General features: G+C 67.8%; 14 protein-coding genes. 8 read left to right on the top strand and 6 right to left on the bottom strand.

From position 1 onward, the window contains the following. Position 1: 1 nt before the first annotated feature. Genes ACX1DX_RS02165 through ACX1DX_RS02155 form a run of 3 tightly spaced genes read left to right on the top strand, consistent with a single transcriptional unit; the run spans position 2 to position 3277 of the window. A complete protein-coding gene (locus ACX1DX_RS02165; RefSeq protein WP_459397506.1) occupies positions 2-1720 on the top strand; it encodes a bifunctional chorismate-binding protein/class IV aminotransferase in 1719 nt (572 codons plus the stop codon). Next, on the top strand, positions 1717-2688 hold the full coding sequence (locus ACX1DX_RS02160; protein WP_459397505.1) for a bile acid:sodium symporter family protein: 972 nt from the start codon (positions 1717-1719) through the stop codon (positions 2686-2688). The genes ACX1DX_RS02165 and ACX1DX_RS02160 overlap by 4 nt, the downstream gene beginning before the upstream one ends. After that, positions 2681-3277, top strand: a complete 597-nt coding sequence (locus tag ACX1DX_RS02155; RefSeq protein WP_182764835.1) for a pentapeptide repeat-containing protein — start codon at positions 2681-2683, stop codon at positions 3275-3277. Before ACX1DX_RS02160 ends, ACX1DX_RS02155 begins: the two co-directional genes overlap by 8 nt. 16 nt (positions 3278-3293) lie before the next feature. Here the strand turns inward: ACX1DX_RS02155 and ACX1DX_RS02150 are convergent, their stop codons facing one another. From ACX1DX_RS02150 to fabG, 5 genes are read right to left on the bottom strand one after another with little or no spacing between them, the layout of a single operon-like run. After that, entirely contained in the window at positions 3294-4481 is a 1188-nt protein-coding gene (locus tag ACX1DX_RS02150; protein WP_182764836.1) for an SPFH domain-containing protein, read from the bottom strand. Positions 4482-4507: 26 nt separating this feature from the next. Continuing rightward, positions 4508-4984 carry an NfeD family protein gene (locus ACX1DX_RS02145; protein ID WP_459397504.1) on the bottom strand — a complete coding sequence of 159 codons (477 nt, stop codon included), beginning with the start codon at positions 4982-4984 and terminating at the stop codon, positions 4508-4510. Beyond that, a complete protein-coding gene (locus tag ACX1DX_RS02140) occupies positions 4981-5766 on the bottom strand; it encodes an ABC transporter ATP-binding protein (RefSeq protein WP_182764837.1) in 786 nt (261 codons plus the stop codon). The genes ACX1DX_RS02145 and ACX1DX_RS02140 overlap by 4 nt, the downstream gene beginning before the upstream one ends. 51 nt (positions 5767-5817) lie before the next feature. Beyond that, a complete protein-coding gene (gene fabI, locus ACX1DX_RS02135; RefSeq protein ID WP_459397503.1) occupies positions 5818-6591 on the bottom strand; it encodes an enoyl-ACP reductase FabI in 774 nt (257 codons plus the stop codon). Between the two features lie 14 nt (positions 6592-6605). Further along, positions 6606-7322 carry a 3-oxoacyl-ACP reductase FabG gene (gene fabG, locus ACX1DX_RS02130; RefSeq protein ID WP_459397502.1) on the bottom strand — a complete coding sequence of 239 codons (717 nt, stop codon included), beginning with the start codon at positions 7320-7322 and terminating at the stop codon, positions 6606-6608. Positions 7323-7422: 100 nt separating this feature from the next. Between fabG and ACX1DX_RS02125 the strand changes: the two genes are divergently transcribed. The 5 genes from ACX1DX_RS02125 (at position 7423) to ACX1DX_RS02105 (ending at position 12823) form a co-directional block, all read left to right on the top strand. Then, the gene (locus ACX1DX_RS02125) at positions 7423-7740 is read left to right on the top strand and encodes a DUF3099 domain-containing protein (protein ID WP_076059333.1); all 318 of its coding nucleotides are present in this window, start codon (positions 7423-7425) and stop codon (positions 7738-7740) included. After that, positions 7737-8531, top strand: a complete 795-nt coding sequence (locus ACX1DX_RS02120; protein ID WP_459397501.1) for an SURF1 family protein — start codon at positions 7737-7739, stop codon at positions 8529-8531. The genes ACX1DX_RS02125 and ACX1DX_RS02120 overlap by 4 nt, the downstream gene beginning before the upstream one ends. Further along, positions 8528-9316: a putative RNA methyltransferase gene (locus tag ACX1DX_RS02115; protein WP_459397500.1), complete on the top strand. Its 789-nt coding sequence runs from the start codon at positions 8528-8530 to the stop codon at positions 9314-9316. Before ACX1DX_RS02120 ends, ACX1DX_RS02115 begins: the two co-directional genes overlap by 4 nt. A 203-nt stretch (positions 9317-9519) precedes the next feature. Next, positions 9520-10878, top strand: coding sequence for a glycoside-pentoside-hexuronide (GPH):cation symporter (locus ACX1DX_RS02110; protein WP_459397499.1), 1359 nt, complete (start codon positions 9520-9522; stop codon positions 10876-10878). After that, positions 10856-12823 carry an alpha-glucosidase gene (locus ACX1DX_RS02105; RefSeq protein ID WP_459397498.1) on the top strand — a complete coding sequence of 656 codons (1968 nt, stop codon included), beginning with the start codon at positions 10856-10858 and terminating at the stop codon, positions 12821-12823. The genes ACX1DX_RS02110 and ACX1DX_RS02105 overlap by 23 nt, the downstream gene beginning before the upstream one ends. Positions 12824-12825: 2 nt before the next feature. Here ACX1DX_RS02105 and ACX1DX_RS02100 read toward each other — a convergent pair whose 3' ends face one another. Then, a complete protein-coding gene (locus tag ACX1DX_RS02100; RefSeq protein WP_459397497.1) occupies positions 12826-14253 on the bottom strand; it encodes a phosphoglucomutase/phosphomannomutase family protein in 1428 nt (475 codons plus the stop codon). Positions 14254-14331: the final 78 nt, after the last annotated feature.

Raw genomic sequence — 14331 nt, 5'->3', positions numbered from 1 at the left:
CATGGACCCGTTCGTGCTGCTCGACGACGCCCTCGCCGGGCGGGCCACGCTCATGACGGATCTCGCCCGGGTCGACAGTGTCACTCTGGGCACCATCGACGCCTCCTTGGACGCCGGCTGGCGCGAGGGGTTGCACGCCTTCGCGTGGTTGCCGTACGACATGGGCGAGGCGGCCCTCGGCATCGGCGGGGACGCCCGCGGCGCCCTCTTCTGGTTCGCCGACCGCTCCGAGGTCGACGCCGAGGAGTTCCTGCCCCATTCCCCCGCCTGGCTGACCGGCACCGCCCATGACGTGGACCGGGCCCAGTTCAGCGCCGGCATCGAGGCGGTCAAGGAGGCCATCGCCTCAGGCGAGACCTACCAGGTCAACTACACGCACCGCATCCTCTCCAGAGCGGTGGGAGATCCGCGGGCGCTGTACCGCCGGCTGCGCTCGCGCCAGCCCGTCTCGTTCGGCGTCCTCGCGCGCCTCCCCGAACCGGCGGCCCCGTGGACGCTGAGCCTGTCGCCCGAACTGTTCATCAACGTCGAGGGTTCCCACGCCGTGAGCAAACCTATGAAGGGCACCGCGCCGGTGACGGAACGCCCGAGCACGCTCAGCCGTGACCCGAAGAACCGCGCCGAGAACCTCATGATCGTCGACCTCCTCCGCAACGACCTGAGCAGGGTGGCGGTGCCGGGCAGCGTCGACGTGCCCATGCTCTTCGAGGTGGAGAGGGTGGGGAGGCTGTGGCAGATGACCAGCACCGTCCGCGCGGAACTCGTCCCCGGCACCACCCCGGGCCACCTCCTCGCCGCCACCTTCCCCTGCGGTTCCATCACCGGGGCGCCCAAGATCGCGTCCATGCACCTCATCCGTGCGCTGGAGCGCGACCGCCGCGGGCTCTACACCGGGAGCCTGGGCGTCATCGCCCCCCACGACGGCCCGCTCGGCTGGCACATGACGCTGAGCATCGCGATCCGCACCGTGGAGATCGACGGCGACACCGCCAGGCTGGGCATCGGCTCCGGCGTCGTGGCCGACAGCACCGCTGACGCCGAATGGGCCGAATGCCGGGCCAAGGCCGCGTTCGCCGGCTCGCTGCTGCCCACCGTCCACCTCCGGGAGGCCATCCGCGTCGTCGACGGGGTCGCGCCGCTCGCAGACCGGCATCAGGAACGACTTTCGCGCTCCGCCGCAGCCCTCGGCCTCCCTCCCGCCACCCGCGTCGTCCACGACGCTGTGCGCGACGCTCCCAGTCGGGGCAGGTGGCGGTTGAGCGTCGACCTCGCGCCCGACGGCGTGGTGACCGTGGGAGTCAGCCCGCTCGAAGCCGTCGCCACCCCGGTCCGGCTCATCCTGTGCGGTGAGCCGTGGGAGCCGACCCCGCTCGCGGGCTTCAAGACCACTGACCGCTCGCACTACGACCGCGCCTTGGCCGCGGCAGCCGAGCGCGGGGCCTTCGACGCCATCGGCTTCGACAGCGGCGGCAGGGTGCTCGAGGGTGCCCGGACCAGCGTCTTCGCCCTCCTGGACGGCCGCTGGGTGACACCTCCGCTCACCCTGGGCATCCTCGACGGCGTGCAACGGGCCGCCGTCCTCGCAGACCCCGCCCTCATCGGCGCCGACGAGATCGACGAGGCTGAGTTCACCGTCGACCGACTTCTCGGCGCGGAGCGGCTGATCGTGACCAACGCCCTGCGCGGCTGCCTCGAAGCGACCCTGGAGACCACGGAATGAAACTGAAGCTCGACCTGACCATGGTCGCCATCCTCGCCAGCCTCGCCCTGGGGCTCCTCCTGCCGCTGGAGGGTGGAGCGGCCGAGGTCCTCGACATCGTCACGAAGGTCGCGATCTTCCTGCTGTTCTTCGGCTACGGGGCCCGGTTGTCGACGGAGGAGACGGTGGCCGGGATCAGGCATTGGAAGCTCCACCTCACCATCCTGGCCATCACCTTCGTGATGTACCCACTACTGGCCGTGCCCCTGGTGTCCGTTCCCGAGGGGTGGCTGTCGGAGCCGATCAAGATCGGCCTGATCTTCCTGTGCCTGGTGCCCTCGACTGTGCAGTCGTCGATCACGTTCACGTCGCTGGCCGGGGGCAACATCCCGGCCGCGATGGTGTCGGCCACCGCCTCCAACGTGTTGGGCGTGGTGATCACCCCGCTGCTGACGGTGCTGTTCATCCAGTCGTCCAGCGGAGGCTCCATCGGCATGCAGCAGATCTACAACGTCATGGTGCAACTGCTGCTGCCCTTCATCCTGGGACAACTCTCACGGTTCGTCACGGCCGGCTTCATGGCCCGGCACCGCAAGGGGCTCAAGTACGTTGACCAGGGGGTGATCGTCCTGATCGTCTACGGCGCGTTCTCCGACCTACGGGCCTCCGGCGCGTGGCGCACCCTCGGCTGGGTGGATGTGGCCTGGGTGCTGCCGGTGACCATGGGGCTGCTGGCCTTCACGTTCTGGTTCACCTGGCACCTGGCGGGCAAGCTGGGCTTCAACCGGCCGGACAGCATCGCGATCATGTTCTGTGGCACGAAGAAGTCACTCGCCACCGGGGTGCCGATGGCGATGGTGCTGTTCCCCACAGCGAGCGTCGGCGTGGTCGTCATCCCACTGATGCTCTACCACCAGGTGCAACTGCTGGTGAGTTCCGTCCTGGCCAACCGGCTCGGACGACACCGACAGGAGGACGGCCATGCGTGACCTGGGCGATCTCGGCGACGACGAGGTCTTCGTCGAGGAGACCTTCTCCGGCGCACTGGGGAACAAGGCCCTGAAGGCCATGGAATTCGACGCCTGCACGTTCACGGGCGCCTCCATGCTCGAGGGCCGGCTCTTCGGGGCCATGTTCACGGAGTGCCGGTTCGTCGACTGCGACCTCTCGCTGGCAGACCTGACGAACACGTCGTTCGTCTCGTGCACCTTCGAGCGCAGCAAGTTCGTGGGCGTCGCCTGGGGCAAACTCGGGGCCTCGGGCCTCGGCCAGCCGTACTTCACCGAGTGCAAGCTCGACCTCAGCAGCTTCCAGCGGGCAACCGCGGAGCGGTGGGTGTTCGAGCGATGCTCGCTGACCGATGTGGATTTCTCCCAGACCAAAATGATGCGCACCCGCTTCACCGACTGCGACCTCACCGGGGCCCGCTTCGCCGACGCGGATCTGCGTGACGTCAACCTCAAAGGCAGCTACGGCTACGGCATCGACCTGGCGTCGTGCCGCACGAAGGGCGTGCGCCTGACCCCGGACGACGACGCGCTCGCCCTCCTGCGGCAGTTCGGCATCCAGTTCGACTAACTCTGCGGGGAACGCCTCAGAGCTGCTCGTCGGCCTGCTCGGCCTGCTGCTCCATGTGCTGAGGGTCTCCCAGCGGGAGGCTGTCGGCGGCCTGGGACAGCGCGGGACGGCCCGCGGTCTGCAGCTTGGCAAGCTTGTTCTGTTCGAGGGCCCTCGCATCGGCGATGGCCTTCTGCACCGTCTCGTCCGAGCGCTGCTTGTCCTTCTCGGCCTGCTCCTCGATCTCCGCGTGCACGTCGACCTTCTTCGGCGCATGGAACCGGGTGCTGGCCTGCGAGACGTAGTCGCGGACGTCCTGCGCCTCCCCGCCGGCGATCTGCCCGAGGCCCTTCAGCGCGTCGTTGAGTTCGCTGGGCACGATCCACATCTTGTTCGCGTCACCGTTGGCGAGCTTCGGCAGCATCTGCATGTACTGGTACGCCAGCAGCGCCTGGTCCGGCTGGCCGGCGTGGATGGCCTCGAACACGTTGGTGATGGCCTGCGCCTCGCCCTCGGCGCGGAGCATGGCCGCCTGCCGCTCGGCCTGGGCGCGCAGCACCTGAGCCTCGCGGTCGCCCTGGGCCCGGAGGATCGCGGCCTCGCGGTCACCGCCTGCCGACAGGATCTGCGACTGCCGCTGGCCCTCCGCCAGCAGGATCTGGGCCCGCTTGTCGCGCTCGGCGCGGGCGCCCTTCTCCATCGCGTCACGGATGGTGGGCGGCGGCTCGATGGCGCGGAGCTCGACGCGGTTGACCTTGATGCCCCACTTGCCGGTGGCCTCGTCCAGCACGGCGCGCAGCCGCTGGTTGATCTCCTCGCGCGAGGTCAGAGCCGCCTCGAGGTCCATGCCGCCGATGATGTTGCGCAGCGTGGTCATGGTGAGCTGTTCGATGGCGGCACGGTAGTTCTGTGCCTCATAGGCGGCGCGCACCGGGTCGACGATCTGGAAGTAGATGACCGAGTCGATCGACACCATCAGGTTGTCCTCGGTGATCACGCCCTGCGGCGGGAACGGGACGACCTCCTCGCGCATGTCGAGGGTGTAGCGGATCTGGTCGAAGAACGGCACGACGAGGTGCGGCCCAGGTTCGAGGGCCTTGCGGAATTTGCCCAGCCGCTCCACGAGCGCCACCTGTTGTTGGCGGATGATCTTCAGCGTGGCGGCCAGGATCAGCACGACGACCACCGCCGCGCCGATGAGAATGAACAGTGACGGGTCAGGCATCGCTTTTCCTTAGATGGTGTCTGTGGCTACTGCGTGAGCGGGCGGTTACTGGGATAGACGCTGAGGGTGACGCCGTCGATGGAGAAGATCTCGATCTCCTCACCGGCCTCGATGGTGATCGACGGGTCGAAGGAGCGGGCCTCCCAGACCTGGCCGTCCACCTTCACCTCGCCGGCGATCCCGGAAACCATGGCGGTGGCGCGGCCCTTGGAGCCGACGAGGGTGTCGAGGCTGGAGCGGTAGCCCTTGGATGCGCGCACCTTGGCCAACAGCGTGGGCCGGAGCAGGAAGAGGGTGGCGACGGCGGTGATCAGGGCAACGGCGATCTGGAGCCACACGAGCCCCGGGAACACCAGTGCCACGATGCCGCCGGTGAGCGCACCGGCGGCGAGCATCAGCAACGTCAGGTCGAGCGTGAGGAGTTCGGCGGCGGCCAGCCCCATGGCCAGCAGCCCCCACCCGGCCCAGAGGTTGTCGCGGAACCAGTCCATGAACTCGTTCATCGCCGGCTCCGGGCGGCCCAGCGTCCGTCGTGCTGCGTGACGGTCAGCGGCATGTCGAAGGTGGCGCTCAGGTGCTCGTCGGTCAGCGTTGCTTCGACCGGCCCGGAGGCCACGACGAGGCCGTCGCGCAGCAGCAGGGCGTGGGTGATCCCCTCAGGGATCTCCTCCAGGTGGTGCGTCACCAGCACGGTGGCGGGCGAGTCCTCGTCGAGGCAGATCTCGGAGAGGGTGTCGACGAGGGCTTCCCGCCCGGCGATGTCGAGGCCGCTGGCCGGTTCGTCCAGGAGCAGCATCTCGGGATCCGTCATCAGGGCCCGGGCGATCTGGACGCGCTTGCGCTCGCCCTCGCTCAGGGTGCCGAAGGTGCGCCCGGTGAGCTGGTCGACGCGCAGGGAGGCGAGCAGGTCGTCTGCCCGGGCCTCGTCGTAGACGTCGTACTCCTCGCGCCAGCGGCCGAGGACGCCATACGCGGCCGACAGGACCACGTCGCGCACCTTTTCACGCGCCGGGATCCGCTCCGCCAGCGCGAGCGAGGTGAACCCGATGCGGGGACGCAGTTCGAACACGTCGACCGCCCCGACCACTTCGCCGAGCAGCCCCACGACACCGTCGCTGGGGTACATCTGTGCGGAGAGCACCTGCAGCAGGGTTGTCTTCCCCGCGCCGTTGGGCCCGACGACCACCCAGCGCTCATCCTCGTGGATGATCAGCGAGATGCGGTCAAGGAGCACATTGTTGCCGCGCTTGATCGTCACGCCTGCCAGTTCTGCCACCGTTGCCATGGCACCAACCCTACCGGCCGACGAATCCCCAGGGATGCGGGACGCGCGGTGTCAGGCGCCGGTTGAGTGGAGCCCGCCGTCGACGTGCACCATCTCGCCGGTGGTGGCGGGGAACCAGTCGCTCAGCAGCGCCACGACGGCCTTCGCCGAGGGCACCGCGTCGGAGGCGTCCCACGACAGCGGGGCCCGCTCGGCCCAGATGTCGTTGAACGACGACGCACCGGGGATGGCCTTCTTCGCCACCGTGTCCACGGGGCCGGCGGCCACGAGGTTGACGCGGATGCCGTCCGGGCCCAGGTAGCGGGCGAGGTACCGCGAGGTGGATTCCAGGGCGGCCTTCGCCACGCCCATCCAGTCGTACGAGGGCCACGAGTAACGCGCGTCGAAGGTGAGCCCGACGACGCCTGCCCCGCGGTTGAGCATGGGCTTGGCCGCCATGGTCAGCGACTGCAGGGAGTAGGCCGAGATGTGCATCGCGTTGCCGACCGTCTCCCAGTCGGTGCTGAGGAACGCGCCACCGAGCGCCTTCTCCGGGTCCGCGTAGGCGATGGAGTGCACGATGCCGTCCAGCCCGCCCTCGAAATGCTCGCCCAGCATGGACGGCAGCGCCGCCAGGTGCTCCGGGTCCGTGATGTCGAGTTCGATCAGCGGCGGCACGGGATCGAGCTTGCCGACGGCGCGCTGCGCGGGGCCGACCGCGCGACCGGCCGCGGACACCACGACGTTGGCGCCTTCCCGCTGGGCGATGTCGACCACCGCGTAGGCGATCGAGGTGCGCATGGTCACACCGGTGACCAGGATGTTCTTTCCTTCGAGCAGACCCATTGTCCGTTCCTTCCTCAGTGACCCATGCCGAGGCCGCCGTCAACGGGCAGCACGGCACCGGAGATGTAGCCCGCGCCGTCGGACGCGAGGAAGAGCGCGGCCCTGGCCACGTCGTCGACGCTGCCGAGCCGGCCCGCGGGGATCCGCTTGTTGTAGTCGGCGATGTGATCGTCGCCGAGCACGGCGGTCATCTCGGTCTCGATGAAGCCGGGCGCGATCACGTTCGAGGTGATGTTGCGGGTGCCCAGTTCGCGGGTGAGGCTGCGCGCCATGCCGACGAGCGCGGCCTTCGACGAGGAGTAGTTGATCTGTCCCGGCGAGCCCAGGAGGGCCACCACGGAGGAGACGAGGATGACCCGGCCGAAGCGGGCCCGCGTCATCTTCTTCGTGGCGCGCCGCACGACGCGGAAGGTGCCGGTGAGGTTGGTGTCGATGACGGCGTTCCAGTCGTCGTCCGACATCCGCATCAGCAGGGTGTCCTTCGTGACGCCGGCGTTGGCGACGACGATCTCGACCGGGCCGAGTTCAGCCTCGATGTGGTCGAAGGCCTGATCCACCTGGCCCTGGTCCGTGATGTCGCAGGTGACGCCGAGGACGCCATCGGGCACGCCGCCCGAGCGGTACGTCGCTGCGACGCGGTACCCGGCGTCGCGGAATGCCTCGGCCATCGCCCGGCCGATTCCCTTGGAGCCGCCGGTGATGAGTACTACGCGTCCTTGTTCTTCAGCCACGGAGAGCAACTTACCCGACGGCAGTCTGGCTTGTCGCCGTGTCCCGGGTCGCGCGTGCAGCCACTCGAGTTCGAAGCGAGGCGGAGACTATGCTCGAAGCATGGCCAAGACGGACGACGCAGCGCTGATCACCAGCGCCGGGCGAAGTCGCAGCCTCGATCTGGCGGAGCGGCAGAAACGCTACCTGATCACCATGGGCGTGCGCACGGCGCTGTTCGTGGCCTTCCTGATCGTGCCGGGGTGGTGGAAGGTCGTCACTCTGGTGCTGGCGGCCGTGCTCGCGCTCGCTGCGGTGCTGCTGGCCAACCAGGTGGACCACCGGCCGCCCCCGCCTGCCCCCGCAGAACCGTCGGCCGACGCCAAGTCCCTCACCACAGGTGACGTGGTCAAGGGCACCCTCGAGGAGGACGATTCGTGACCCGCACACAGGTCATCCGCTACGTCGCGATCACATTGATCGGAGTGCTGCTGGCCTTCACCTTCGTCCAGCTCGGCCGTTGGCAGCTCGACCGCCTCGACCAACGGCGCGAGCGCAACGCGACGGTCGTGGCCCATGAGTCGCTGGAGGTGCGGCCCTACCCGGACGTGATGACCGGCGAGATCGGCGACGACGACCAGTGGTACCGCGTCACGGCCACGGGCGAGTACGTGCCCCAGCAGTTCCAGGTCCGTTACCGTTCGCTCGACGGCGTCTACGGTTCCGAGTTCCTGGCCGTGCTGGAGACGGACCAGGGTGACCACCTGCTGGTCAACCGCGGCTTCCTGCCCCGCCAGGGCGCCGCACCCGAGGCCGAGAAACCCACGCTGCCCACCGGGACCGTCACGATCACGGGCTTCGTGCAACGCAACCAGCGCGGCGACGTGGGCGCCATGACCCCGCACGACGGCCAACTCCGCCTGATCAACTCCGACGTCCTCGGCGACGTCATGGGTCTTGAGCTGGTCAACGGCTTCGTGTCCGTGATCGAGTCGAGCCCCGCGGACTCGTCCGGCCTCACCCCCCTCGGCCCCCCGCCGCTGGACGAGGGCAGCCACTTCTCCTATGCGCTGCAGTGGTTCGCGTTCACGGTGATCGGCGTCATCGGCCTGGTCGTGCTCATCCGGGGCGACATCCGCGATCGTCGCAAGGCTCGGAAGAAGGCCCAGGCTGCACCCGCCAGCGTCGTCAGCCCTGTCGACCTGCCACGCGCCGACGAGCAGCACAGATGACGCACCCGCTCGACTGGCTGAGTTGCCCCCATTGCGACCAGCCACTCCACCGGCACGACGGCGCCCTGCGCTGCCCGGGCAACCACACCTACGACATCGCCCGTCAGGGCTACGTCAACCTCTTGGGCCACGCCGCGCCGAAGAACGCCGATACGCCCGCCATGCTCGATGCCCGGGCCCGCTTCCTGGGCAGCGGCCTCTTCAGCCCCATCGCCGACGCCGTGGCCGACGCGGCAGCGGGCGCCACCCGGGTCCTGGAGGTGGGCGCGGGAACCGGGTACTACCTGGCCCACACCCTCGACGCGCTACCCGACGCGCAGGGCCTCGCCACCGACGTCTCCGTCGCGGCCGCGAAGCGGGCCGCGCGCGTCCATCCCCGCGCCGGGGCCGTCGTTGCGGACACCTGGGTGGGGCTACCGGTGGCCGACGGCGCCGTCGATGCCCTGCTGTGCGTTTTCGCCCCCCGCAACCCCGCGGAGTTCGGGCGGGTCCTCGAGCCCGGGGGCCGGCTGGTCGTGGTGGTGCCCCTCCCCACCCACCTCCGCGAGATCAGGGCACGCCACGGGCTACTGGACGTGCCGGAGGACAAGGCCGAAGCCGTCACCGCCGCCTTCCCTGGCTGGGACGCCGGCACTGCGACGGTCGAGCGCACCGCAGACCTCACCGCCGAGCAGACGCACGACCTCATCGCCATGGGCCCCAACGCCTTTCACGGTTCCCCGGCGGAGGTCGCCCCGGGCACGTGCAGTATCGCCGTGACGGTCCTCTGCCTGACCCGGCCCTGAGACACACCGGCCAGAGGCCGTGGGCGGACCCTGCTGGCCCCTTCAACGGTGGGAGTAGGCTCTCGATCTACTACGTACGAGGTACTTGGGGGTTCCAATGGGTTGCAGCATGGCCCTTTTCCGGGGTCTATGGCCCATCTGCGTCACTAGGGTGTGCAGCATGACGTTGGACCCCGACCAGGGCAGCTTCCGGGTTGACCACAATGACGCGTAACCGTTGGGGCTTCGGCCTGGGCACTCTGGGGCGGGACATGGTCGCAGCTCTGGTGTCGATGTACCTCCTGTTCTACCTCACCGACGTGCTCGACGTCAGCGGCGCGCAGCTCGCCGTCGTGACGGTCATCCTCGTGGTGATGCGCATCTTCGACGCCGTCAACGACCCCTTCATGGGCGTGATCGTGGACAACACCCACACCAGATGGGGCAAGTTCAAGCCGTGGATCTTCTGGGGCGGGCTGCTCTGGGGCATCGCCACTCTGATGATCTTCTTCGACACCGGCGTCGACGGCTGGAACTACGTGATCCTGTTCACCGTCCTGTACCTGGTGTGGGAGATCGCGTTCACCATCAATGACATCGCCTACTGGTCCATGCTGCCCTCGCTGACGCGTGATCAGAAGGAGCGCGAACGCATCGGGGTGGTGGCCAGGATCTGCGCCAACGTCGGCCTGTTCTCCATCGCCGTCGGCCTGGTACCGCTCACGCGCTGGTTGACCGACGTGTTCGGCTCGGAGCGCACCGCCTGGTTCGTACTGGCCGTGGCACTGGTCGTGATCATGTTGGCGTTCCAGTCGCTCAACCTCCTCCTCACGCGCGAGAGGGTCACCACCAGGCCTGAAGCCACCCCCCTGCGCGAGCTCTTCACCGTCATCTTCCGCAACGACCAGCTGATGTGGGTCACGTTGGCGATGGTGGCCTACATGGCCGGCTACATCACCACCACGTCGTTCGGCCTCTACTACTTCAAGTACATCTTCGACGACGAGGGCGCGTACCCCATTTTCGCGGCTGTGCTCGGCGTCACGCAGATCGCCGCCCTCGCCCTCTTCCCACTGGTCTCCAGGGTGCTGAAGCGCCGCCAGATCCACCTGCTCGCCACCGTGCTGTGCCTCGCCGGCTACGTCGTGTTCCTCTTCTCCGGCACCTCGCTGCCGCTGGTGGCGGCGGCCGGCGTGCTGCTGTTCAGCGGTCAGGGCGCGATCCAGCTGCTCATGGTGATGTTCATCGCTGATTCCGTTGAGTACGGCGAGTGGAAGCTCGGCCGCCGCAACGAATCCATCACGTTCTCGCTGCAGCCGTTCATCTACAAGCTCAGCAACGCCATCGCCAGCGGCGTGGTGGGGGCGACCGTGATCATCTCCGGCATCGACGAGGCCACCAGCGCCGCAGACGTGACCGTCAGCGGCGCCACCACTATCCGGGTGTCGATGCTCGTGCTCCCCATGATCCTGATGGCCGTCAGCTACCTCATCCTCCGGGCCAGGTACACACTGGACGAAGAGTTCTACGCCCGCGTGGTGCGAGAAGTGAAGGAGCGCCATGTCGTACAGGCTGCTGACTAAGCGCAGCACCATCCACGACCTCTACCGCCACCCCATGGGGCGCGACATCGTGGACAAGCTCTTCCTCCAGACCGGCCTCCCCAGACGCCTCATCTACCTCTTCGCGGGCCTGCCCATCGGCGTCGTGGAGAAACTGACGGAGCGCATCAGCGGTCCGGGCATGGTGGACATGATCCTCGGCCTGGTCAACAGCGAGACGGAGCGCCCCCGCAGGGGCCGCGCCCCGGACCCGACGCCGTGGTGGCGCGAAGCGGTCTTCTACCAGGTCTACCCGCGCTCCTTCGCCGACTCCAACGGCGACGGGGTCGGCGACATCCGCGGCATCATCGGCAAACTCGACTACCTCCAGCAGCTGGGAGTGGACTGCCTGTGGCTGTCCCCCGTGTTCGACTCCCCGAACGAGGACATGGGCTACGACGTGCGGGACTACCGGGCCGTCATGGAGGAGATGGGCACCCTTGAGGACCTCGACGAGCTGATCGCCGAGTGCCACGACCGCGGGCTGCGCATCATCCTCGACCTCGTGGTCAACCACACCTCGGCGCATCATGAGTGGTTCCAGAAGGCGCTGAAGGACCCCGACGGCAAGTACGGCGGCTACTACTTCCTCGAGAAGGGCTCCCCGGACCAACCGCCGAACAACTGGCGCTCCTTCTTCTCCGGCCCCGCCTGGCGTTGGTTCCCCGAGGCCGAACGCTGGGCGTTGCGGCTCTTCGCCGAGGGGCAGGTGGACCTCAACTGGGACAACGACGAGGTGCGCGCCGAGGTCGCTGACATCGTGACGTGGTGGATGAAGCGCGGCATCGACGGCTTCCGGCTGGACGTCATCAACTACATCTCCAAGAAGCCAGGGCTGCCGGACGGGCATCCGTTCATCGGCGAGCTGCTCGAGTTCATCGGCGTGGAGCACTACTTCTACGGCCCGCGGCTCCACGAGTTCCTGCGGGGGCTGCGCCGGGAGGGGTTCACGCGCCGCGAGGCGCCGGTCTCAACCCCCCGTCGGAAACTGCCCGACGGCGAGCTCGGCGACCCACTGCCCCCGGACATGATCGGCATCATGGTGGGCGAGACCCCCGGCATCGGCATGGAACTCGGGCGGCTGCTGAGCGGTTACGGGCGCGGCGAACTTGACCTCATCTTCAACTTCGACGTGCTCGACAACCCCGGCCGGACCAGGTGGCACACCTACGACTACAAGCTCTGGTACCTCAAGCGCTTCTACCGCGCCTACGACCGGCATCTGGCCCCCAACGACTGGATCGCAGTCTTCCTCGACAACCACGACAACCCGCGGATGCTGTCCAAGTTCGGGGGTGGCCGCGAGGCAGACCCGGCCGTGCGCACGGCGATCGGCAAGATGCTGGCCACCATCCAGCTCACGATGCGCGGCACGCCGTTCCTCTTCCAGGGGCAGGAACTGGGTGCCACCAACCACGCTTTCGAGGACGTCGAGCAACTCCGCGACGTCGAGTCGATCAACCGGCACGCGGATCTGCTGACCGCGGGCATGAGCAAGGTCGAGGCGTGGAAGCAGATCCTCGCGGGCACGCGCGACCACGCCAGGGTTCCCATGCGCTGGGATCCCGACGGCGGGTTCAGCGAGGCCCCCGCGTGGTTGGCAGGCACGGACACCACACCGGGATTCTCCGCGAAGGAGCAGATGGAGGACCCGGATTCGGTGTTCGCGTGGCACCGCGCGCTGATCGCGCTGCGACGGAAGTTCCGCGCGCTCACGCTGGGCGACCTGCGGTGGGTCCACCGGCAGAAGAAGTACTACTTCGCCTACCAGCGCACGCTGGGCGCTCAGCGGTTCCTGATCGAGTGCAACACCACGGGGCGCAAGATCAAGCGGCCGCACGTGCGGGGCACGATCGTGCCGGTGCTGGGCGGCCCCCGCGGCCCCGTGATGGAGCCGTGGGAGGCGACCGTCAGCCGGATCTACTGACCTCAGAGGCCCAGGAAGGCACGCATCTCTTCGCAGGCGGCTTCGGCACGCTCCTGCGAGGGGAGCTCGCAGAAGATGCGCAGCAGCGGCTCGGTGCCGGAGAAGCGAGCGATGATCCACCCGTCCTCGAAGTACACCTTCGCGCCGTCGCGGTAGGACACGTCGACGACCTTCTCGGTGAATTCAGGGAGCTTCTTCTCCACGATGAGGGTGTTGAGGATCTCGGGCTTGCGCTCCTGCGGGAACTTGAAGTCCGTCTCCGCCATGTAGTGCGGGTCGAACTGGCCGGTGATCTCTTCGTAGATCTGGCTCATGGGCTTGCCCACCACGGCGATCATCTCGACGAGCAGCGCTGCGGCGTAGATGCCGTCCTTGCCGGAGATGTGGCCGCGCACGGTCAGGCCGCCGGAGGATTCGCCGCCGATGATGGCGTCGGTCTCGAGCATCTTGCCGGAGATCCACTTGAAGCCGACGGGCACCTCGTAGGACTGCTCACCGAACTGCTCGGCCACATCGTCGAGCAGCGACGTGGTGGCCACGTTGCGCACGACGGCGCCCTTCCAGCCCTTGTACTTGAGCAGGTAGTAGTAGAGGATCACGAGCAACTGGTTGGGGTGGAGGAAGTTGCCCTTGTCGTCGATCACGCCGATGCGGTCGGCGTCACCGTCCGTCGCGATGCCCAGGTCGCACTTGTTGTCGAGGACGTAGCGCTTGAGGGACTCCAGCGTCGCGCTGGTGGGCGACGGCATGCGGCCACCGAAGAGGGTGTCGTGCCTGTCGTGGATGATCTCGACGTCGGCGCGGGCCGTCATCAGGATGGTCTGCAGCGACGTCTTGGACACACCGAACATGGGGTCCAGGGCGATCTTCAGGTTCGCCCTCTTGATCGCCAGCATGTCGACCTGCTCGACGATGGAGTCGATGTAGCCGTTGAAGGGGTTGATCTCGGTGATCTTCCCGGCGTCGAGTGCCTTCTCATAGGCGATGTGGCCGATGGCGTCCTCGCCTTCGCCCTCGAGCAGCCCCATCCGGCGTTCGACGTCCTGGGTGATCTCCTCGTCGGCGTCCTTGCCGCCGGCGGTGAACACCTTGATGCCGTTGTAGAGCGCGGGGTTGTGGGAGGCGGTGATGGCCATCCCGTAGGGCAGGCCCTGGTCCTTGACGGTCCACATGATCATCGGGGTGGGCGCCTGCGCCACCTTGATCACCTGCGTGCGGATGCCCTCGCCCGCGAACACCTCCGCGGCCCAGTGGGCGGCGACATCCGAGAGGAAACGGCGGTCATAACCGATCACGATGCCGGTGTCCGCCGCCCCTTCTTCCCTGATGCGCTGCGCGAGTGCCCCACACAGCAGTCGAACGTTGCTACGGATGAATTCGTCGCCGATGATCGCACGCCATCCGCCGGTACCAAACTTGATTCTCGCCACGACTTCACCCTAGACCCGCGCATCAGATGAGCCAGGCACAGTGCCCGGATTGCGAGCGAATGAACAGAAAGTGTGAAC

It is taken from the genome of Tessaracoccus zhenghani, from assembly GCF_054552775.1.
The sequence above is the reverse complement of the archived record's forward strand: the minus strand, read 5'-3'. Positions and strand labels throughout refer to the sequence as shown.